This is a genomic window from Streptomyces sp. NBC_01012 (assembly GCF_045162755.1).
Taxonomy (GTDB): domain Bacteria; phylum Actinomycetota; class Actinomycetes; order Streptomycetales; family Streptomycetaceae; genus Streptomyces.
The window spans coordinates 7703706-7722973 of the sequence record NZ_CP108688.1; the positions used below are offsets into that span (position 1 = coordinate 7703706).

The window sequence follows — 19268 nt, forward strand, 5'->3', positions numbered from 1 at the left end:
GGTGGCGGCCCCGTTCGGCGGTGCCGTTCGTCGGGCGATTCTTCTCCCGGTGCCCGGCGAGCTCGCCTGGTCCACCTGGCAGTTCCGGAAGCGCCGGGTGTACGGAGAGCCCGCCGCCGTGACGCAGTCAGGACCTCTCGTCTGGATCATGCCGGGCTCGCGGGGTCTGGTGCGCGTCTCCCAAGCTCTCGGCTTCGCTCGAGCAGGGGAGGCCCCAATCGCTCCGCGTCGCCTCAATCCTCCGCCTTGCAGTTGCACGCACCGGACCCCGCTCCCTGATCCGGCCTGATCCGAACGGAAGACGCTACTAGGCCGGCCCCTCGCGTGTGCCCTTGCGCGGGCCGACGGATACCGCCACGGTGGGCGGGCGGACGGGCTGTTGACCGACAGGACGCCGCCGTACTGCGACAGGAGCCGGTGTGACCGCATTGTCTGTTCTGCCTCATGCCCTGCACGGCGACGGCCCGCACAAGGTGATCGCGGTACACGGCTGGTTCGCCGACCGCTCCGCGTACGACCCGGTGCTGCCGGACCTCGATGCCGGTTCGTTCCAGTACGCGGTGGTGGACCTTCGGGGATACGGCGAGGCCAGGCACGCGGACGGTGCGTACACCACGGCCGAGGGCGCAGCGGACGTGCTCGCGCTGGCCGACCGGCTCGGCTGGGAGCGGTTCTCCCTGGTCGGCCACTCGATGGGCGGCTCCGTCATCCAGCGGACACTGGCCGCCGCGCCACACCGGGTACGCAGAATCGTGGGGGTGTCGCCCGTCCCCGCGTCCGGTCTGCCGCTGCCGCCCGAACAGTGGGAGCTGTTCGCCGGGGCGGCGCAGAGCCCGGACAACCGCCGCGTCATCCTCGACATCACCACCGGAGGCCGACGGCCGGCGGCCTGGCTGGACCGGATGGTGCGTCGCTCCGTCGAGTGCAGCGACGCCAAGGCGTTCCGCACCTGGCTGGACTCCTGGGCAGGCGAGGGCTTCCACGGCACGGTCGACGGTTCGCCCGTCCCCGCCCTGGCCGTGGTGGGGGCGCTGGACCCCGCTCTCTCCGCCGACCTGCAACGGACCACCTGGATGCGCTGGTTCCCGCGCGCCGAACTGGTCGAGCTGCCCTCGTGCGGCCACTACGCGATGGACGAGGCACCGCTCGATCTGATCCGGGTGATGGAGGACTTCCTGCGGGCGGACACGAAGGACGGCGAGGTACAGGCGTGAACGTGCCCGATGTGTTCGACCCGAGGTGCTACGGCAAGGGCATCCCGCACGACCGCTACCGCACTCTGCGTGACCACCACCCCGTCGCCTGGCAGGACGAGCCGGAGGTGCTCGGCTGGCCGGCGGGCCCCGGCTTCTGGGCGGTCACCCGGCACGACGACACCGTACGCGTGCTGAAGGACTCCTCGACGTACTCCTCATACCTCGGAGCCACCCAGATCCGCGACCCGGACCCCGCCGACCTGCCGTTCATCCGCCGCATGATGCTCAACCAGGACCCTCCGCACCACCGGCGGCTGCGCGTACGGATCAGCCGTGCCTTCACCCCGAAGCGCGTGGACCGCTTCGAGACCGTCGTACGTGAACGGGCCCGCGCCCTGCTCACCCGTGCCGTCACCGAAGCGCGCGCCGGCGACGGCACCTGCGACATGGTCACCCAGGTCACCGACGACTACGCCCTGCTCAACCTCGCCGACCTCCTGGGCGTACCGGACTCCGACCGCGCACTCCTCCTGCACTGGACACGACGCGTCATCGGATACCAGGACCCGGACGAGGCAGTAACGCCGACACTCGGCCCGGACAACGAACCGGTCAACCCACGCTCCCCGGCGGCACTGCGTGACATGTTCGACTACGCGCACGCCCTGGCGGCCCACAAGCGGGAACACCCCGCCGACGACGTGATCACGGCCCTGGCCACCGATCCCGAACTGACCGCGCCGGACCTGGAGATGTTCTTCTTCCTGCTGGTGGTCGCCGGCAACGACACAGTACGCAGTGCGGCCCCCGGCGGCCTGAACCTCCTGGCCGAGCACCCCGAGGCCTACGCCCGCCTGCGCGGCGGCGACGTGGGATTCCCCACCGCAGTGGAGGAACTGCTACGGCGCCACCCACCGGTACTGACCTTCCGTCGCACGGCGACCCAGGACACGGACCTGGCCGGTGTGCGCATCGGCGCCGGCGACAAGGTGGTCGTCTTCCACGCCTCCGCCAACCACGACGAGCGCGCCTTCCCCGACCCGTTCGCCCTGGATCTCGCCCGCTCACCGAACCCGCACGTCTCGTTCGGTGATGGCCCACACGTCTGCCTCGGCGCGCACTTCGCGCGCCTGCAACTGCGCGCACTGTACGAGGAGGCCTGCCGCGCACTCCCGCCCGGCCCGCTCGGGCCCGCGGCTCCACCACGCCGCCTGGTGTCGAACTTCATCAACGGACTGAAGTCGCTGCCGCTGCGAGTGGCAGATGCGTGACACCGGCTCTCACCGAGGTTCCCTGTCCGGATGCATTGGTACGGTCGGCTGTGGTGGCCGAAGCCAGGGCTGCACCGGTCCGACCGTGGACCGGCTGTGGCAGCTCGGTCCCAACGACACCGCCTGGTGGACGCACACCTGGCGACGCGAGGCGCGCCCGGGCCCACCCCGGGCCACCAAGCAGACGGTGAGCCGGTCGGCCGTGAAAGCCTCCTGCACGTGCAGGCGCGGCACCGTTGGTGCCGGCGTCCCGGCGGGACACCGGCACCAACCCCGGAGGCCCCTCCGGTCTCGCGGCCGGAACACGAGACCGAACCCGGTGACTGTCCTCCAAGGACGTGTCGTTCCCGACGCAGCCGGGGCCCATCTCTCCCTTCAGGAGCGTCACCAGGGCTTCAGTACGCCGACTCCTCGGTGCCCGCCTCCCGTGCGCGAGGTGGTGAGTCAGGCGACACAGATCCCCGGCACGGCCTGAGCCCGGAAGAGATGCGGGCTGGCGACGAGGCCGGCCGGATACAGCTCACGCGCGGCCGCGCGTACGCTCTCGTCGAGGCGGGCCGCGCGGTAGTGGGCCGTTGACTCCCAGACAGCGTGGTTGAGGAACGTGCCGCTGCCGGCGATTCCGCGGTACAGCTGAGTCGAGATGAAACCCGGCTGCTTCTTCATTGCGGCGGCGTCGGTCGACCAGGCCACCAACAGCTGGTCCGCGTCCTCCGGAGCGACGCGCAGGACGTTGACGAGGACGACCGGGCCGCCATCCTCCTCAAGCTGGTCAGCGAGTGTCACGTGAGAGTCCAGCTCGGTGAACTTCGGCATGATGGTTTTCCTTTCCGAAAGGGGGCGAGTGGCCTTGTCGGGCCTGCCCGGCGGTCGGTCGAGCCGTGGCCCCCCCCGCCGCTCGGCCGACCGCTGCGGCAAGGAACGGACCTTGAAGGGCGGGCAGCTGACAGCTCGGTTACGACAGGTCCGGCAGCTTCCCGCGCGCCGCGAGTTCCTCGGCGAGCAGTGGGTTTACGTGCTCGGCGTCGAGCCCTCCACTGCCGTAAGGGCGTGTGATGATCTCCAGGTCGTGACCGCTGGGGTCGTAGAAGTAGACGCCGCGGCCGTCGTCGAGACGATTGACAGCGTTCGGGACCCTGTGCAGGGGATCCGCCCAGTGCTCAAGGCCCTGCTCCCTCACGCGGGCGATGATCACGTCGAACTCTGCTTCGCTGACCAGGAAGGCGTAGTGCTGGGCCATGATGGCGCGGTCGGTGGTCATGAAGTCAAAGGTGATGTCAGGACTGACCCGCACCATGACGAAGTGCCCCAGCTTCACCGGCGGCTCGAAGCCCAGCATGTCGGTGAGGAAGCGGGCGGACGCCTCGGCGTCGCGGGACCAGACGATCTGATGGTTCAAAACGCTCATGCGTCGAGTGTGGACCAGGCTCTTTCCACGCTACGCGTGCCGGACGATTTCGCTCGATAACATCTAGGGGAGCTGCCTGAGGAATATAAACTTTCATGATGGATCTCGTGGATGAGAAAATCCTCCAATGCCTCATGCTTGACGGACGGGCCTCGATGCGACGGATCGCCGAGGTGGTCGGGGTGTCGGAGCAGACCGCGACGCGTCGCTATCGCGCCATGCGCGAGGCAGGTGTGCTCAGGGTTCTCGTCAGCGAGGCAGCCGCCGCTGCCAGCCGCCGGCTCTGGCTGCTGCGGCTGCGGTGCCGTCCCGCTGCCGTCCCACGCTTGGGAACCGTGCTCGCCGCGCGCGACGACGTTTCCTGGGTGGCGTTGCACTCGGGCGGCGCTGAGCTGATGTGCACCACGTCCTTGCCGGCCGATGCCGCCTGTGGCACAGGAGTACTGCCGCAGATCTCGCACACGGCAGAAGTTCTCTCCTTCACCACGCACCTGGTACTGCACTCGTACTCCGGTGGTCCCGCCGAGTGGTCCGGCTTCGATGAGCCGCTCGGCGATGCCGCGAAACGACATCTCCTGCAAGGGCACACTCCGCGTCGGCGAATGGTGACGCACAGTCCGGTACCCCCCGAAGACCGCGATCTCCTCGAGGCGCTGCGCGGGGATGGCAGAGCCACCGTGTCAGCGCTCTCCCGCACCCTCAACTGGCCGCAATCACGGGTCAGAGGGCGCCTTCAGGCGCTCCTGGACAGCGGTGCGGTCTCCGTGGACGTCGACGTGATGCTCGAAGCGTTCGGCTACCGCACTTCGGCTACGTTGTTCCTGCAGGTCTCGCCGGACCGCATCGCCGCGGTCTGCGAGACGCTGTCCACGCATCCGCAGACCAGCTGGGTCGCCGCGGTCACAGGTTCCGCGAACATCGTGGCTGCGGTGACCTGTCGCGACAGCAACGACCTTTTCACCTACGTCACCGAGCGGCTGGGCGGCGTGCCAGGAGTCATGCACGTCGAGATCGTTCCGCTGCTCAGCAGAGTGAAGCAGGCCGCCACGCGCGTGGTCGGTGGTCGTCTCGTCCAGTGACCGTTGTGCCCTGCGGAGTCGTGGACGGCGGAACCAGGGCGGGTAGGCGAACGCGCTCTCCACGACCCAGCGGTGAGTGCCCAGACTGAAGTCGCCACGTGTTGATGGCTCGGCAAGGGGGATGCGACAGCACACGCCGGCCGAGATCCAGCGCTTCAACGCTGGGTCGCCGGACGGACCGGTGGCCGGGAAGGCGTACGAATGCCGGAGAAAGGCGTGTGGGGCGATTACGCGGAAACCAGGACGGACGCGGACCTTGGTTCCGGTCAGTCCTCCTCCGCGAGGACGGGCCCCTGCGTAAGGCCATCCATCACGAGGTCTGACGCCCTGACCATTGGCTCGGACAACAGCAGCCGAGAGCAGGGCAGAATCCTTTGTCCGTTCCGCAGCACGAGGCGTGCCCTCAGCCATGAGCTGAGGGCACGCCTCGATCCCACTTCGCTCCGTCGTCCGGGTGCTCAGGCTGCGTCGCCCGTGGGGCCGTCCGTACGGGACAGGTGGGCCACGCACAGGGAGGGGGCGACGAACGGCTCCAGCCGCTCGACCCGGAGCGGCGCGCGTACCTCTTTGAGGGCGCCTCTCATGATGCCGAGATGGAGGGAGCAGACGATGTCTTGATGCTCCTCTGCGAGCTCCAGGAACGGGCAATGGCGCAGCGGGATCACGGGGGCTGTCCCGCCGTCCACGGGTCCGGGGGCGAATCCGGCGTCATCGAGGACCCGGGACAGCCGGCCGACCGAGTCTTCAGCGCTGATGTGCTGTGTGGGAGACGGGGTGTCGGCGAGGTAGTGGCCCCAGGCTTCTCCCGCGGTGGCTGCGGCCTGCGCAGGGTGTTCCAGTCTTTCCGCCGCAAGGCCCGTCAGCATGTGGGCGAGCAAGTGGTAACTCCGGCGACCGGCTGGGGTGGGGGGTGCCGTAGCGCAGTACATGGCGCGAGGTCTGCCGGGGTGGGCGAGTGCCTCGTTGCTGCGTTCGGCGAGTCCCTCGCCGACCAGTGTGTGCAGGTGGAAACGGACTGTGTTGGTGTGCAGGCCGGTCTGCTCGGCGATCTCCCGCACACCTACAGTGCCGGAAGCAGAACGCAGCACGTCCAAGACGTGGCCCCGGCTTTTGCCGGCGGCGCCTGCGTCCGGCCCAGCCGGATCGTGCAACGTCGACTCAGTCATCTGCTTGATTTTACCATTTTGTGTAGGAGAAACGAGCGGATGCGCCGTGGCCATGTGTGCGGTCGCCGCCGTCACTCGTCGTCGAGGTCGTCGAGGTCGTCGAGGTCGTCGAGCCGGGCCAGCCAGGTCGTGAGGCGGTCGACGGGGACCTCGAAGTCCGGGTTCAGGTCGACGAAGTACTGCAGTTCGCCCGCGAGCCAGGCCACGCTCACGGTTTCCGCGCCCCGACGTGCCCGGAGTTCCTGGAGGGCCTGACCGAACCGGGTCATCGTCCGCTTTCCGCAGGCGTCGAACGGCCGGGGCCATCCGACCGGGCGGGTGCGGGCGCCGATGTCAGGGCGGAATCCGGATGGGGGCGGATCTGCATGCCCGGGCGACGGCGATGCACCGTCACGTAGGTCAGGCCGTCGGGCCCCGCCGTGATGCTCCGCGTCGACCCGTGCGGCAGCCACACCAGGGCTCCTGCGACCAGGGAGAGCTGCTCTTCGGGGGTGTGCATCGTGCCCGCGCCGGTGACGACGAGCACCAGGACGTCCAGGTCGGGCTCGGCGTGAGTGCCGATGTGTTCCCCTGCGGGCAAGCGCACCAGGTTGGCGTCGAGTTGTCGGCCGGACTCGGCCAGTTTCCACAGGACACCGACTTGCTCAGGAGTCCCAACGGGGGTCAGCACGTCGCACAGGAGACGGGCCGTCGTGGTCTCGTCCGCCGGTTCAGGTGCCCGTACCTCAGGCACTCTTGGCCACCCGCGTGATGCGGACCTGCCACTGTTCCGGCCCGGACTCGACGTACTCCCAGGCGAACGCGCCGGGGTGAGTCGCCTCGAACTCGCGCCGCAGCGGCTTGGGGTCGTGGTTGTTGACGAGCACGAAGGACTCCCGCTCCGCGAGGCGGGCGAAGCGGGTGAAGATGCGGGGGTGACGGCGGCCGTGCGGGATCTCGCGGACGTCGACGACCGTCGAGTCCTGCAGTTCGCCGCCGTTCAGGACGGTGGTGAAGTCTTCGGCAAGTGCAGGCAGATCGACGCCCGGCAGGGCTTGCAGCGCGGGCAGCAGGACGTTGCGCTCCGTGTTCAGGAGGAGTGTGAGCCCTCCGGTGAGGGTGCGGCTCGCGTCGGCTCGCGCGGGTTCGTCACTCGCTGAGGTCAGGGCGTCGATCTGTTCGCCGACAGTCCTGGCGCCGGCGCGCAGTGCGCGGACCAGCAGGCGGGTTTCGGCTGCGCCTGACGCTGCGGCGTACAGCGTCAGGTCGGTGGCCGCCAGGCAGCGGTACAGCCGCTCGGCGAACCTGGTGGTGGACCCCTCCTTGGCCGTCGGTGCCGCTTCGAGTTGCTCCAGCAGTTGCGCATGGGCTTGTTCGATCACCGCCTGCGCCTTCATCTCCGGGTCCGTGTCGGTCGACTGGATGAATACCTCGGCAGCGGGTGACATGCGGTTGCTCCTTCTCGCTTCCGGCGTGACAAGGTCATCAGCGGCTAGATTATTACATATGGCATCGTAAAAATGGCGAACCGGAGCGTGTCGGTGCCTTCGTCTCGTCAACTTGCGTGAGAGGTGGCCTCCTGGGAGTCCCGCCCCGAGGGTGTGAAGCCATTTATTCCATGTAGGATTCGTAAAAACCTGTCACTTGACGCGGTCGTCAGGGAGAGGAGGCGGGGAGATGGCCTATGTGATCGCCCAACCGTGTGTGGGTGTGAAGGACAGGGCATACGTCGACGAATGCGTGGACTGCGGGGCTTGTGAGCCCGTCTGCCCGGTCGAGGCGATCTTCTATGAGGAGGACGCGCCGGCACAGTGGCGCGCATGCACGCGGGCCAACGCGAGTTCTTCGACTGCCTCGAAGCACCGGGCGACGCCACCTCGCTCGGGCCAATCGAGTCGAGCAGCACCACCCCGTGGTCGCTGCTCTCCCACCCCAGTAGTACTGATAGCTCTCGTGCCTGTGGCCCTTCAACAGGTCGGCACTGCCCACAACGGGCACGCACCACCACCCACAACAGGGGCCGCGGCCGTCTGTATTCGCAACTCAAGGAAGGACAACCGTGCACGTAGCCGAGGTCTCCTCTTTCCCCCGCCACCGCGCACCCGTACCCAAGGGCCCGACAGCGGGCATCCTTGTCGCAGCCGAAACCTCCGACCAGGTTGCGGTCGTCCACGTGGAGCTGCCCGTCGGAGGGTCCATGCCTGAGCACGATCACGGTCTCTCCCAGATCGTGCTCATCCCCGTGGCCGGAACGATTGAACTGCACCACAACGGTCAGACCCGAACGCTGCAGGCAGGCGCATCCGCTGCCCATATCGCTGTCGGCGACCGTGTCAGCCTGTCCAACCCCGGCGATGCCCCCGCATCTCTCATGGTCGTGGCCTCGCCACCGCAGTTCGTGGACCGGTTGGCAAGCTGGCCGGTGGCTTGATCCGTCATGGCGGACGGCCGCCCTTCGATACAGAGGACGGGTTGAATGAACGCTACGTCGGCCGCGGTCGCGGGTGCCCTGACGTTTCTATGGGTCGGGATGGTGTCGGCAATCTCCTTCCTGGAGGCGCCACTCAAGTTCCGTGCTCCCGGTGTGACCATCCCCATCGGGCTGGGCATCGGCCGGAAGGTCTTTCGTGCGCTGAACCACATCGAGATCGTCCTGGCGTCCGCGATCGCCGTGACCGCGGCCGTTGGCGATCCTCATGTCAGTATCGTGGTGCTGATCTGTGTCATGGCAGTGCTGCTCACCATTCAACTGGGGGTCGTCCGCCGCCGACTGAACCGAAGGTCTGATCGAGTCCTCGCTGGTGAGGAACTCCCACGTTCACGAGGACACATGTATTACGTGGCCTTCGAGATCGCGAAAGTGGCGGTCCTGGTGGTGCTGGGGGTCAACCTGGCGGCAGCGTAGGCACGCCAACAACGTCCTGGCCCCCACCACCTCACCCTCACTACGACCGTGCCGGAAAGGGCGACCTGCCCCGGCTCGGGCGTCTGGCGGACTTGTCGGGCGAACCGTGTTGGACGGTGCGTGTGCTTGTCTGGTGGTCGTTGTGAAGCCTGTTGGTGGTTCGCTGGCTGTTGGAGCATGGTTTCGACCCGTTCGCGCGGGGCTGTGAGGTGGGCGTGTTGAGGTCCCGGATGTGAGTCGCGGGCATGGCCTTTGCGGGTGGGGGTGTGAGTGGAGGTGGTGGGCTCGGCCGGTCATGGGCCGGGGCTGGGGGTTCGGGTGCCCGGCGGTCTTGTGGTCGTGGGGTGTGTCTGGCGTTCATGGGTTGTCTTTTTGGTGGGAGGGGTTTGTTGGGTCTGGGTGGGGAGGATCGAATGGTCTTGCTCATGACCATGTCAGGACGGTTTCGTGTACAGATCGATCGGCCGCGGTAGGCGTCGTGTTCTTGCGGGTTTCCTCGTGGCCGGTCCGTTGTTGGCCGCTCCCGTGTTGAGTGCTGTGCCGGTGGCGCATGCGGCTGTGTTTGATGATGTCCGTATCAACGAGGTGGTGACCAGGGGGGATGCCGGTGACTCTGTCGAGCTGTTCAACAAGGGCACTGCCACGGTCGATGTTTCGGGCTGGGTTCTCAGGGACGGCGACCGGGATCACGTTTACAGGATTGCCTCTGGGAGCGCTTTGGCGGCGGGTGAGGCTCGGGCGTTCGTTGTCGGGGATTCGTTCGGGCTTGGCTCCGGTGATGAGGCGCGTCTTTATCTTGCTGACGGTGAGACCTTGGTGGATGGCTTTTCCTGGAGTGAGCATTCCGATCCGTCCTGGTCACGTTGCCCGGACGGCAGTGGTGAGTTCGGGCAGGCGGCGGCTGTGAGTCTCGGTGGCCTGAACAGCTGCGGGAGTCCGGGTGGTCCGGTCGTGTGGCCGGGTGGCAGCGGGGTGGAGACCGCGGATGCTTCCGGTGTGTTCGGGGAGGATCTGAGCGGTCTCTTCCAGGAGGGTGATGTGCTGTGGGGTGTGCAGAACAGCGGGAAGCTGTGGCGGCTGGTGCAGGACGGCGTGGGTGGTTGGGAGCCGGAGGGGGGCGGTGGATGGTCTTCGGGCAGGGTTCTGCGTTTCACCGGTGGTTCCGGGAGCCCTGACAGCGAGGGTGTCACGCTGGCCGGTTCCGGTTCTGCGGGTGGGGTGTTCGTCGCCAGTGAACGCGATGGTGATGTTTCGGGCACCAGCCGCCTGTCGGTGCTGAGGTACGACGTCACCGGATCGGGGTCGTTGCTGGCTGCCTCCAGGGAGTGGGACCTGACCTCTGATCTGCCCGGGACGGGTTCCAACCTGGGCTTCGAGGGGATCACCTGGATTCCCGACGCCTACCTGAGCGGTGCTGGTTTCAGGGACGCCTCCACGGGGGCGGTGTACGATCCGGCCGGCTACGGCGCTCACAGCGGCGGGGTGTTCTTCGTCGGGTTGGAGGGCACGGGCATGATCTACGGCTATGTTCTGACCGACTCCGGCAGTTACACCCGTGTCGCCTCGTTCAGCAGCGGTATGGCCGGGGTGATGGAACTGCAGTGGGAACCCCAGGCGGAACGCTTGTGGGCGGTCTGCGACGACACCTGCGAGGGCCGGCACAGCACGTTGAAGGTCGACACCTCCGGTGCCTTCGCCACGGCCGCTGTCTACGACCGCCCCGCCGGCATGCCCAACTACAACAACGAGGGCTTCACGCTCGCCGGCTCGGATGCTTGCGTGGCCGGCTCCAAGCCTGTGCACTGGGCCGACGACGCCAACGACGGCGGCCACGCCCTGCGCAGGGGCACCATCACCTGCTGATCCTTCACGGTGACGCGTTGCCGGGAGGCACCGGCCGGCCGGGCTGAACGGCAGCGGGACCGGGGTGGCAAGGACGGGTGAACACGATCAGGGAGCCCCGGACCGCAGGGTCTGGGGCTCCCTGCGCTCTCTCCCGTATGCCGAAGACGCCGGCGCACTCCCGCGACGGCAGTTCACCTGACTGCGCATGAAGGAACTGCGTGCAGGTCCCAGATCCCTGGATCAGGGCCTTGCTGCCCCGTCCCGGTGCGGTCATCGCCAACGGCGTCTGAGGCTGCGGGTTCAGCGGGGCGGTTCCCGCTCCGGCGGAAGCGCCCACGCGGTCCACGGGGGCGGCCCGGTCTTGGACGTGCCCGCCAAGCCGTTCCCGGTACGTCGTTGTCGGCTCACTGGAACCGTACGAGCGGACTTGGGTAGCAGGCGTCCCCTCCGACATGCCGGAGTGCCGTCCTTCCACGGGTCGGAGGGCTTCGATTGCGGCACTTGGCTTGGCCCGGGTGGCCGGAGCCCTGAAGTCGGTGGGGCGGGCCGAGGAATCCATCGTCATGTGGCAGCGGTCGGTGGCCTCTGGCGACCAGTGTGTTGGAGATCTTCGGTACGGCCGTGGTGGTCAAGGTTCTCACCCACTGGACCGATCTGGTTGAGGCGATGGTCGATGTCGTCGCGGGGCCTTCCGCCCTGCGGCGTTCGGCCGGTTCTCTCAAGGACCACCTGATGGCCGCCGAGACCTCAGCTCTGTCGCCCCGGACCGCCCCCCGTCTCTGGCCGACGCCGTCGCGCCCGTCCGCTGTATGCTGCGCTCCGGCCGGCAGGCGGTGGTTCACAGCGGGCTACGCGGCCCCAGGAAGCCGGGTTCGTGTGGTCACATGGTGTTCGCGTGCGGCACGGGCAGGACGCTGATCGCCCTGCGGACGGTCGAGGCCGTCGATACCCGGCTTCTGCTGGTGTGGTGCTGGGCCCAGGCCGCCCGTGCGGATGGCCGCCGCGAGCCGCTGATGGCCATGTCCTCACTCGAGGTACGCAAGCATCCCGTGCCGGCCGAGGCAGGGGCGGTGTCCACGGGTTCGGGGGAGCACCTGGCGTACTGGCTGGCCCAGGGTGCCAAGAAGAACGAGTCGGCGACCGTGTCCGTGACCCTCGACTCGCTCCCGCGGATCGAGGAGGTCCAGCACTCCGTCTTCCCGGCTGCGGTCTTCGTTCTCGCGACGTGGATGAGGCATACCGCACCGCGGGCGGCTGGGACAAGGGACTGGACGGTGTTCCACGGCTCCTCCCGGGTCCGCACCAAGCGCCGCTTGTATCTGACCGCGACGCCGTATGAGTGGGAGGCGCCGCTGGCCGGGGCCCCGGATGCCCGCCCGTGCCCGGAACGGACCTCGTAGCGGCCTGGGAGTCCCCGTCCCTGATCGCCTGCCCCAGGCAGCCTGGCTGTAACGGCCGCTCGACCTTCGCTGCGAGAGATCGGTCTGCCGGGTCCCTGGAACACCATCACCTGAAAAGCACGCCATATGTACGCTGTTCGAACGGCGAACGTACGTGATCCGTGCGGTTCATGGGGTAGGCTCCCAGTCGGGAGGTGCTCCATGTCCGAGTTGTTCGACGCGGTCGATGCGCTGCTCGCGTCCCGCGCCGTGCTTCCGCCGCCGGCGGAGCGCAAGAGGCTGCGTGCCGCGCACGGCCTGACGATCGACGAGGTGGCCACCGCGCTGCAGGTGCGCCGGGCCACGGTGTCCGGCTGGGAGTCCGGCAAGACCGAGCCCCGCCCGCCGGAGCGTGACGCGTATGCGCGGCTTCTCGACGGGCTTGCGAGGCTCTACCCCGCCCCGGTCACCACCGGTGCGGCGGAGGAGGACACGGCGGCACCGGCGATGTTCGACGGCCCCGTGGCCCCCGCGCCGGAAGATCGGGCTCAGCACACAGGCCCGGCCCGCGGGGCTGCGGCCATGACGACGGCACACGAGAACACCCAGACCTCTGCCCCCACCGCCACTCCATCGACCGCATTCCGTCCTGCGCGCACCGCCGGGCCGACGTCGACATCGCGCCGTCCGGGCGCACGGAAGGCGGCCCCGCCCGTACCCCCCGCGGGCGAGACGGGTCTGCGGTTCGAGAACGGCCCGCTGGCGGTCCTGGACATCGAGGACGGGAAGGTACTGGCGTACTGCGTCGGCGGCCTGGTCCTGGACGTGCCCGCCAAGTCGCTGCCGGCACTGGTGGACTGGACACTGCGCGAGGCGAAACTCGGTCAGTCGAAGCTGTCTGGTCCCGGTAAGGACGCCGACCCGCTGCTCGTGCTCACCGAGGCCGCGCTGGAGCGCTACGGCCTCCCGGGCACCCTCACAGACGAGGAGCGGCTCGCCGGGCGGATCCCGGACAACCACAAGGCCGTCAAGCAGCTCGCCCGCGCCGATTGGATGCTGACCAAGCGCGGCCTGGGGCCGTGGGCCCGGATCTACCGCCCCGCGCAGGGTTCGGAGCGGGCCTGCGTGCAACTGTGCATCCCCTCCTGGAACGCGCTGGACACCCGGCACTGGGGCGAGGCCGGGCGGCTCCCGCCGGCGGAACTCGCCCGCCTCCTGGGCGTGTACGCCGCCCGGGTGATGACGCCGCGCGGCTCCACGGCCGTCACCGGCCTGGAACTGATGACCGCCCTGCACCCGCCGACCCGCGCATCCGCGCCGGACACCGACGGCAGGCGGCACTCCGAGCACAACCCCGGCTCGCTGGGGAAGGACCCGGTGGACTGCGCGCCGTGCGAGGCGCCCGACGGACACCCGCTCCTGGCGGACCTCCCGCGCTTCCATGTCCGTGGTCCCGGGGAGAAGTTGTTCGAGGAGGCGTACGACTGGGCGCGGCCGATGACGGATGCCGAGTGCACCCTGCGCCACCTGGTCGGCATCGACGTGAACCTCGCGTTCGGCGCGGGCGCCAACGGCCTGACTGTCGGCCTCGGCGCGCCCACCCATGTCAAGAACCCGGTCTTCGACCCGAAGCTGCCCGGCTCATGGCTGGTGGACCTGTCCCACGTCGACCTGAACCGGGTGAAGGCCGCCAAGGACACCTGGGCGGACCTGGACGCGAGTCTGCTGCCCAGCCCGTTCACCCCGAAGGGCGACCGTCCCGAGGGCCCGGCCTGGTACGCCACGCCCACCGTCGCCTACGCGGTGGAGCTCGGCTACGACGTTACGCCGATCGAGGCATACGTCCGGTACGACAACGGCCGCTACCTGGACAGCTGGTACAACCGGCTGCGTGACGCCTACCTCGCCACGATGGCCGACCTCGGCATCCACGCCGACCTGTCGCCGGAGGACTTCCTCGCGGCGATGGACAGCTACAAGAACCGAGACCCGCACCTGGCGATCGCCGTCTCGGCCATCAAGGCGACAGTGAAGGGCGGCCTGGGGAAGCTGCGCGAACGCCCGCGCGGGGAGGGCTGGCGGCCCGGCGAGCCGTGGCGCGCCCTGTCCCGCCCGACCTGGCGCCCCGACATCCGCGCGGCGGTCATCTCCCGCACCCGGATCAACCTGCACCGCAAGATCGTCAAGCATGCGTCGTTCACCGGCCAGTACCCGATCGCGATCCTCTCCGACTGCGTCGTCTACGCGGCCGACGGCACCAGCCCCCCGGACTTCCTGCCCTACCGGGACGGCAAGCCGCTGCCCGGCGGCTTCAAGCTCGGCATCAACCCGGGCCTGGTCAAGCACGAGGGCACCCAGAGCGTCCTGTGGGGCGAAGAGGTCCGTGACCGGTTCAACGCCCCGGAGCTCAACCTCGCCCGGTACATCAAGGACGGCACCGTCACCGACGCCGACAACGGAGAGTAGGAGAAGGGCACGATGAGCCTGTTCGGGGACGGCCTGGACGCCGCGGTGCACAAGGCGTTCACCCGCCCGACACCCCAAAGCGCGCCCGCGCAGATGCGGTACCTGGTCAAGCAGCTCAAGGGCACCAAGGCGGTCGCCCAGATGCTGCACATCTCCCAGCGCACCGTCGAGCGGTACGTGAAGGACCAGATCAAGAAGCCTCGCGCCGACCTCGCCGCGCGCCTGGAGCGTGAGGTGAAGGCCCGGTGGCAGCCGCAGATCAGGGCCAAGGCCAGGCAGAAGGCGGCCACCACCGGCGGCATCGTCATCGACACCCGCGCCCGCATGGGCTACACCGCGCCGATCGGGTCGACCGACCAGGACCGCATCCGGCACCTGACCGTCGCCCTGCCCCCGCAGCACGCCGCCCGCCTCTTCGAGGCCCAGGAGGCCGGCGCCGGCGAACGCGAACTCCAGGAGATCGCTGCCGAAGCGCTCAAAGAGGTGTACTTCCAGGACAACGGCCGCCGCGCCGGCAGCCTGGAGGAGGTCCGTTTTACGGACATCGAGCACCTGGAGTTCGGGCTCTAGCAGCCGCGCCCAACGGCAGACGGCTCCCGCTGCTGCAGGCCGTCCCCGCGTTCCGACAGCGCCCTGAGCGAGACTGTCGGCCGCACTCCTGCTCGACACTGGGCCTGTGGTCTACCGCTCGAACTCGAGCACTGACCGCACAAGATCCAGGACCCGACTCCCCGGAGTCTCTGCGCACTTCGCGTGTCCAGACGGTTCAAACGATCAGCCGGAGACGGTGTCAGGCCCATTCCACGCCGAGCTTCCGCAGCGCGGCCAGCTGTTCCGCGGTGAGCTTGTCGCGCCTCGACTTGGCGTTCGAGACCCACACGCCCAGTTTCACGATCACCGGCTCCGCCTTGCCCTCGACGGTGATCTCCTCGCCGTGGGCGCGGGGCACCGGCCGGTGGGCGCCCTCCCGCTCCACCCACTGCGCCATGGCTGCCAGGCCGCGCTGGAACGCCTGCTGCGCCTTGCTCGGCCCCTTCGCCGCACGCAGCGCTGCGGGGGCGGGAGACGACGGCTCATCGGGCCTCACGCCCAGCCGGGTGAGGCGCTCTTGTTGCTCGGGCAGGAGCCTTGCCCAGGTAACCGGCTGTTTCTGCTGCTTCAGCCACTTCCCCAGGTCGTCGCCGTCCATCAGTACGCCGGGCTGGATGTCGGGGAGGTGCCCGTCGGCGTCGGCGAGGTCTGCGAGGACGCGGTGGTGGCGTTGCCAGTCCAGCGGCCATGGGCAGTCCCAGTCCGGGTCGATCTCCGTCAGCTGCGCCGCGCGCACGGCGGCCCGCTCCGAGTCCCCGCCCAGGCCGTTCTTCTGCCCCTTCCGGCGGAGGTTGGTCATGTGCTGTCCGACGGGCACCACCGCCTCGCCCTCGCCCCACACAGCATTCTGCCTGGGGGCGAGGTGTCCGGTGGCCCGGTGGTAGGAGCGGAGCATGGCGAGCTTCGTCTCCCAGGCTTCCTCAGCCGGCTCCCACACCATCCCGGCTTCCGGCAGGTCGAGGAGCTCCTTGCGGTGGGGACCGAGCTCACCGGCACGCAGCGCTCTTCGCTGCTGGTGGACCCATCTGCCCAGAGGGAAGTCCGTCGTCGCGCCCACGGCCGCCTCGGTGTCGTAGGCGACGGCGTGCAGGCCGGTGATCTCGTTCTCCTTCCGCCAGCGGACGAGGGCTTGGTAGCCCTCGAGCCAGACCAGGGACTCGGGCCGGATGACGCGGCAGCGGGTCAGAGCAGCGATGTCGGCGGCGTCACGGGGGCGGGCGAAGTTGACCACGACCTGGGTGACGCGCTCGATCTCCCGCTGCGCCTCACTGGTTTCCTCGACGCCCCCGCCGTTCCCCCCGCCGCCGGTTCCTCCCGCGGGGGCAGGGCGGACGTGGAGAAGCCGGCGCTCGGCGCCGCGGGTCAGGGCACGCGAGGCGAGCTGCTCGACGAGGCGCTCCGAGTGTGAGCGCAGGGCCTGGAGGATGTCGACGAGAGGCTGGTAGCTGGCGGAGGCGACCATGTCCCTGGGGTCCTCACCGGGCCGCAGGAAGATCGGGATGATGATCCGCGCGACCTTCGTGCTGCCGTCCGGATTCGGGCGCAGCGCCCGCCCGATGTTCTGGACGATGTCGACCTGGGAGCTGCGGGAGCCGACGATGCACACCGCTTCCACACCGCGCAGTCCGGTGATGTCGACGCCGACGCCGAGGGCGCGTACGGAGGCGAGGAATGCCCGATGGACTCGCCGGTTCGCGGCGTTGATGCCGTCTGCGAACTGGCGGATGAGCTCGCGCCGGTGGGCGATGGGGTGGTCGCCGCACAGCCAGCCGGCCCAGACCCTGTCCGAGGGCACGTGGCGGCCGTCCTCGAGCTCGTACAGCGAGGCGTCGATGGAGGAGGCCGACAGCTCCTTCGCGTGAGCGAGAGCAGCCTCGGACGCCTCGGTTGCGTAGAGCTCGGCTGCCGTACGCGGCATCTGCTCCGCGAACGCCTCCGCTTCCTCGACCCGCTGATGGAAAGTCATGACGGTGTGCAGGTTCATCTGCGCCGCATGCTCCAGCAGCGCGGCCTGGAGCAGCGCGAGCCGCCGGCCGCGCAGAGCATCCTCGGGCAGACCCAGGATCGGGTCGGGGTCCCGGATCTCCAGCACGTCGATCTCGAACCCGGCAAGGATCGCCCGCTCGACGGCTTCCGCCAGTCCGAGGTCGAAGATCCTGTTGCCATAGGTGACGCTGTCGTCCTCCATCGAGGCGATCACCAACTCCTTCCCGTCCCGCCCCCGCTGTGGCCGCGGCGCGGCCAGGATCCGCGGGGTAGCGGTCAGGTACAGCCGGAAATCAACCGGAATCCGCGACTGGTCGTGGATCGCAGCCCAGGGCCGCCCCATGTCCCCGGCCGTCATGTGAGCCTCGTCCAGAACCGCCAGGTCGAACGGGGCCATCCGCTGCCCGTACAGCTGCTCCCCACCCGCCAGCGCCGCCTCCAGCGGCCCCCGGACCTTCCGGCGGCCGGTGACGTCGGTGGGATCCTCGCGGTCAACCAGGGACGCGTACGTGGCGAACACGACCACCGGCCCGGACCCTGCCCACAGCGCGAGCTGGATGGCGTTGGTGGTGGTGCGCACCCCGAGCTGCTCCAGGACCTCGTCCTTGTCCACCCTGCAGACGGCGACCATCGGCGCGCGGTGTCCGACCCGGCGCCAGGACTGGGCGCTCTGCACGATCAGGTCCAGGGTGGGCACCATCACGAGGATCCGCCCGTCCGGGAAGCACTCCAGCGCGCTCGCGGCGGCCATGATCGTCTTCCCGGATCCGGTCGCCGACACCCCAGTGGCGCGGGCCCCCTCCGGAGGCACAGGTGATCTTGCAGGGAATCCGACCCAGTTTCGGAAGCTCGACTTTTGGTCTACTTGATGTTCCTTGAGTGGAATCACAGACATTTACTTTGCTCTCCCGATGCCCATTTCCTGGTGGTGCCTCAGATGGCCATGTGTAGATGTGCGTAGGCGGAGTCGTCCCAGATCGACACGTCCGTGAGATGCCAGCCGCCGGGCTTTTCTGTCCATGAAGGACGGCTTGTCGTCCGGGGCGTAGTGCCCGGTCTTGCGCATGCAGAAGATGACGTCCCCACTGGACATCCCCCCCCGCCGCGCACAGACATCCGGCCTCGCCCAGCGCCTCCAGCACCCGCCGCGACTGCGTGGTGTTCGGGTGCGTGCGCGGCAACACGGTCTCCCGGACGAGCCTCTCCAGCCACACCAGGCCAACCCGCTCACGCTGTCTCACGTACGCCATGTGTACGGCAGTTCAGCCGCTTCGGCAGATTGACCGCCGCGCCCATGACCAGTCCCGATCCGCGATGCCACCAGGGCCTCCCTCATGGCCGTCACGCCTTTGTCCTATCCGTCCGCGAACAGCGGGCCTCCAGCGCGGCCATCAGGTCGTCCGCCTCGCTTGCGGGCACCCCTGCGCCTCCAGGAGCGCGAACAGCTTCAACCGGGCGTTCACGCCCGCTGTCTGGTACTGCGTCACCCGACGCACAGAACCCGGCACTCGATTGGGATGGGGTCCGGTAGATTCGTGGTGAACAGTCACCTGAGGCCGTTCCTCTCGGAATTTAGGGAAGGCTCCCGGGCGGTTGGGGGTGTCCCATGTTTCTGCCAACGGTACATGCTGCATCAAATTGATGCACACGGTACACTAGACCTCATACCAACGAGCGACCCCCACCCCTTGCAGCCAGCCCGGCCCGCGCCAGCGGGCCCCAAGGGACTGGAGGCGCAGCGGGAAGGACCGTCAGACGGGGGAGCGCAGCGGACCCGCCCAAGAGGTGCGGAGCACTCTCAACTCCCTTACTGAAGACCCCCAATACCTGTACCTTGACACGCCGCCAGCCACGGCCGCGCGATGCGCGGCCAGCCGGGCGCGCAGCGGCCGGCTCCACCGGTCCCTGGAGCGCAGCGGAGGGGACCGCCCTCGCATCGCGAGGGCCAGCGGGAGCGCAGCGACCGCCCCGCTTGCATATCGCGCAGCGATATGGTA

General features: G+C 68.8%; 16 protein-coding genes and 2 pseudogenes. 11 read left to right on the plus strand and 7 right to left on the minus strand.

Annotated features, from left to right (window positions below; all coding sequences use genetic code 11):
- The first annotated feature begins 419 nt into the window (after positions 1-419).
- Complete coding sequence (locus OG623_RS34485; protein ID WP_406151594.1) at positions 420-1214, plus strand: alpha/beta fold hydrolase; 795 nt, start codon at positions 420-422, stop codon at positions 1212-1214.
- Positions 1211-2467 carry a cytochrome P450 gene (locus OG623_RS34490; protein ID WP_406151596.1) on the plus strand — a complete coding sequence of 419 codons (1257 nt, stop codon included), beginning with the start codon at positions 1211-1213 and terminating at the stop codon, positions 2465-2467. The genes OG623_RS34485 and OG623_RS34490 overlap by 4 nt, the downstream gene beginning before the upstream one ends.
- Before the next feature lie 444 nt (positions 2468-2911).
- Here OG623_RS34490 and OG623_RS34495 read toward each other — a convergent pair whose 3' ends face one another.
- Entirely contained in the window at positions 2912-3283 is a 372-nt protein-coding gene (locus tag OG623_RS34495) for an antibiotic biosynthesis monooxygenase family protein (protein WP_406151598.1), read from the minus strand.
- A 139-nt stretch (positions 3284-3422) separates the two neighbouring features.
- Complete coding sequence (locus tag OG623_RS34500; RefSeq protein WP_406151600.1) at positions 3423-3875, minus strand: VOC family protein; 453 nt, start codon at positions 3873-3875, stop codon at positions 3423-3425.
- A 95-nt stretch (positions 3876-3970) separates the two neighbouring features.
- Here OG623_RS34500 and OG623_RS34505 point away from each other — a divergent pair, with 95 nt between their 5' ends.
- Positions 3971-4954, plus strand: coding sequence for an Lrp/AsnC family transcriptional regulator (locus OG623_RS34505; protein ID WP_406151601.1), 984 nt, complete (start codon positions 3971-3973; stop codon positions 4952-4954).
- 458 nt (positions 4955-5412) lie between these two features.
- Here OG623_RS34505 and OG623_RS34510 read toward each other — a convergent pair whose 3' ends face one another.
- The 4 genes from OG623_RS34510 to OG623_RS34525 are packed head-to-tail and all read right to left on the minus strand — an operon-like array spanning position 5413 to position 7547.
- On the minus strand, positions 5413-6174 hold the full coding sequence (locus OG623_RS34510; protein ID WP_406151603.1) for a helix-turn-helix transcriptional regulator: 762 nt from the start codon (positions 6172-6174) through the stop codon (positions 5413-5415).
- 17 nt (positions 6175-6191) lie between these two features.
- Entirely contained in the window at positions 6192-6389 is a 198-nt protein-coding gene (locus OG623_RS34515) for a DUF6104 family protein (RefSeq protein WP_406151605.1), read from the minus strand.
- Positions 6386-6853 (minus strand): cupin domain-containing protein, encoded by a 468-nt coding sequence (locus tag OG623_RS34520; RefSeq protein WP_406151607.1) that lies wholly within the window; start codon positions 6851-6853, stop codon positions 6386-6388. Before OG623_RS34520 ends, OG623_RS34515 begins: the two co-directional genes overlap by 4 nt.
- Positions 6846-7547, minus strand: a complete 702-nt coding sequence (locus tag OG623_RS34525; RefSeq protein WP_406151608.1) for a DUF2249 domain-containing protein — start codon at positions 7545-7547, stop codon at positions 6846-6848. Before OG623_RS34525 ends, OG623_RS34520 begins: the two co-directional genes overlap by 8 nt.
- Before the next feature lie 229 nt (positions 7548-7776).
- Between OG623_RS34525 and OG623_RS34530 the strand changes: the two are divergent.
- The 8 genes and pseudogenes from OG623_RS34530 to tpg all read left to right on the plus strand — a co-directional run bounded on the left by OG623_RS34530 (position 7777) and on the right by tpg (position 15264).
- Positions 7777-8038 (plus strand): annotated as a pseudogene (locus OG623_RS34530) (ferredoxin family protein).
- Between the two features lie 234 nt (positions 8039-8272).
- On the plus strand, positions 8273-8530 hold the full coding sequence (locus OG623_RS34535; RefSeq protein WP_406152128.1) for a cupin domain-containing protein: 258 nt from the start codon (positions 8273-8275) through the stop codon (positions 8528-8530).
- A gap of 45 nt (positions 8531-8575) precedes the next feature.
- Positions 8576-9004, plus strand: coding sequence for a hypothetical protein (locus OG623_RS34540; protein WP_406151609.1), 429 nt, complete (start codon positions 8576-8578; stop codon positions 9002-9004).
- 122 nt (positions 9005-9126) lie between these two features.
- Positions 9127-9240: pseudogene (locus tag OG623_RS34545) on the plus strand (aminoglycoside phosphotransferase family protein); the annotation flags it as partial.
- 211 nt (positions 9241-9451) lie between these two features.
- Complete coding sequence (locus tag OG623_RS34550; RefSeq protein WP_406143083.1) at positions 9452-10867, plus strand: lamin tail domain-containing protein; 1416 nt, start codon at positions 9452-9454, stop codon at positions 10865-10867.
- A gap of 866 nt (positions 10868-11733) precedes the next feature.
- Positions 11734-12249, plus strand: coding sequence for a hypothetical protein (locus tag OG623_RS34555; RefSeq protein ID WP_406143081.1), 516 nt, complete (start codon positions 11734-11736; stop codon positions 12247-12249).
- Positions 12250-12450: 201 nt separating this feature from the next.
- A complete protein-coding gene (gene tap / locus OG623_RS34560) occupies positions 12451-14694 on the plus strand; it encodes a telomere-associated protein Tap (RefSeq protein ID WP_406143079.1) in 2244 nt (747 codons plus the stop codon).
- Between the two features lie 12 nt (positions 14695-14706).
- Positions 14707-15264, plus strand: coding sequence for a telomere-protecting terminal protein Tpg (gene tpg, locus OG623_RS34565; protein ID WP_406143078.1), 558 nt, complete (start codon positions 14707-14709; stop codon positions 15262-15264).
- Positions 15265-15484: 220 nt separating this feature from the next.
- Here tpg and OG623_RS34570 read toward each other — a convergent pair whose 3' ends face one another.
- Positions 15485-18166, minus strand: a complete 2682-nt coding sequence (locus OG623_RS34570) for a Helicase associated domain protein (RefSeq protein ID WP_406143076.1) — start codon at positions 18164-18166, stop codon at positions 15485-15487.
- Positions 18167-19268 lie beyond the last annotated feature (1102 nt).

Coding starts and splice junctions, on each gene's coding strand:
- OG623_RS34515 (WP_406151605.1), bottom strand. CDS start 6,389: ATGACCCGGTTCGGTCAGGCCCTCCAGGAACTCCGGGCACGTCGGGGC.
- OG623_RS34505 (WP_406151601.1), top strand. CDS start 3,971: ATGATGGATCTCGTGGATGAGAAAATCCTCCAATGCCTCATGCTTGAC.
- OG623_RS34570 (WP_406143076.1), bottom strand. CDS start 18,166: ATGTCTGTGATTCCACTCAAGGAACATCAAGTAGACCAAAAGTCGAGC.
- OG623_RS34525 (WP_406151608.1), bottom strand. CDS start 7,547: ATGTCACCCGCTGCCGAGGTATTCATCCAGTCGACCGACACGGACCCG.
- tpg (WP_406143078.1), top strand. CDS start 14,707: ATGAGCCTGTTCGGGGACGGCCTGGACGCCGCGGTGCACAAGGCGTTC.
- OG623_RS34555 (WP_406143081.1), top strand. CDS start 11,734: ATGGTGTTCGCGTGCGGCACGGGCAGGACGCTGATCGCCCTGCGGACG.
- OG623_RS34540 (WP_406151609.1), top strand. CDS start 8,576: ATGAACGCTACGTCGGCCGCGGTCGCGGGTGCCCTGACGTTTCTATGG.
- tap (WP_406143079.1), top strand. CDS start 12,451: ATGTCCGAGTTGTTCGACGCGGTCGATGCGCTGCTCGCGTCCCGCGCC.
- OG623_RS34500 (WP_406151600.1), bottom strand. CDS start 3,875: ATGAGCGTTTTGAACCATCAGATCGTCTGGTCCCGCGACGCCGAGGCG.
- OG623_RS34510 (WP_406151603.1), bottom strand. CDS start 6,174: ATGGCCACGGCGCATCCGCTCGTTTCTCCTACACAAAATGGTAAAATC.
- OG623_RS34495 (WP_406151598.1), bottom strand. CDS start 3,283: ATGCCGAAGTTCACCGAGCTGGACTCTCACGTGACACTCGCTGACCAG.